1 protein-coding gene is annotated in these 1,509 nt (G+C 65.9%); it reads left to right on the forward strand.

The window, feature by feature from the left end; all coding sequences use genetic code 11:
* The first annotated feature begins 255 nt into the window (after positions 1 to 255).
* Positions 256 to 1,482 carry an IS110 family RNA-guided transposase gene (locus ON26_RS27280; RefSeq protein WP_040800444.1) on the forward strand — a complete coding sequence of 409 codons (1,227 nt, stop codon included), beginning with the start codon at positions 256 to 258 and terminating at the stop codon, positions 1,480 to 1,482.
* Positions 1,483 to 1,509: the final 27 nt, after the last annotated feature.

The following is a 1,509-nucleotide window of genomic DNA, read 5'->3' on the forward strand; positions in this document are numbered from 1 at the left end:
CCCCCTAATGGGATGTAGTGAGTCCGCCGATACGGCAGACTCACTGCCGGTAGCGGCGGGCGGGTGAGCACTGTTTGCCCCCGGGACATCGAGTCCTGAAAAAAGATCGTGCCCCCGCCGGTCGACCGGGAGGATGGATCGCTGATGGGATGTCGTGCCCGCCGACACGGGCGTGAGCACTGATTCATTAGGGCGCCGAGAGTTCTCCCGAACGCTGCCGTTGTCACTGATACCGGTTGAGGGACGGGAGAATCGGTGGTTCTGTTCATCGGAGACGACTGGGCCGAGGATCATCACGACGTCGAGTTGATGGACTCGGCCGGACGCAGGCTGGCCAGAGCCCGGCTGCCCGAGGGCGTGATCGGGATCGGGAGGTTTCACGCGCTGGTGGCCGAGCACCTCGGCGATGATGATGGCCCTGGTGAGGTGACGGTCGGAATCGAAACCGACCGTGGCCCGTGGGTCGCGGCGCTGATCGCTGCCGGTTACGTGGTGTATGCGGTCAACCCGTTGCAGGCGGCCCGGTATCGGGACCGGCATGCGGTCTCAGGTGCCAAGAGCGATCCTGCGGATGCGCATGTGCTGGCTGACATGGTGCGCACCGACTCGCATCAGTTGCGGCCGGTCGCCCCCGACAGCGAGGCCGCTGAGGCGCTGAAAGTGGTTGCGCGAGCGCATAAGACGTTGATCTGGGATCGTACTCGGCAGGTCCAGAGACTGCGGCACGCGCTGCGCGAATACTTCCCCGCGGCACTGGAGGCGTTCGACGACCTCACCGCAGCTGACACGCTCGAACTGCTCGGCAAGGCACCCGAGCCCGTCGCGGCGGCCAGGTTGTCACTCAAGCAGATCCGCGCCGCTCTCAGCCGTGCCCGCCGCCGAGACGTCGACGCGAAAGCAGCCCGCATCCGGGACGTGCTGCGCGGTGAACACCTGCGTCGCGACGCCGTGATCGACACCGCCTACGCAGCCACCACGCGGGCCTCGATCAGCGTGCTGATCACGCTCTGCAAACAGATCGCTGAACTGCAGGGGCAGGTGGAGGCGCATTTCGGCAAGCACCCGGACGCTGAGATCGTGCTGTCCCAACCCGGGATGGGCGTGATTCTGGGTGCCCGGGTGCTGGCCGAGTTCGGAGACGCCCACGACCGCTACACCTCGGCGAAGGCCCGCAAGAACTACGCCGGCACCAGCCCGATCACCCGGGCCTCCGGCAAAAAGAAGATCGTCGCCGCCCGGTTCGTGCACAACGATCGACTCATCGACGCCCTCCTGCGTCAAGCCTTCAGCGCCCTGACCGTCTCAGCCGGCGCCCGCGCCTACTACGACCATCACCGCGCTCGAGGACTCGATCACCACCCCGCACTACGCCAGCTCGCCAACCGCCTCGTCGGCATCCTCCACGGCTGCCTGAAAACCAAAACAACCTACGACGAGACCACCGCCTGGTCCCCGCACGTCACCGACACCGCCGCCGCTTGACACTCAAGCACCTGGGATGTCTTTTTT

It is taken from the genome of Nocardia higoensis NBRC 100133 (assembly GCF_000308595.1).
Classification (GTDB): Bacteria; Actinomycetota; Actinomycetes; order Mycobacteriales; family Mycobacteriaceae; genus Nocardia; species Nocardia higoensis.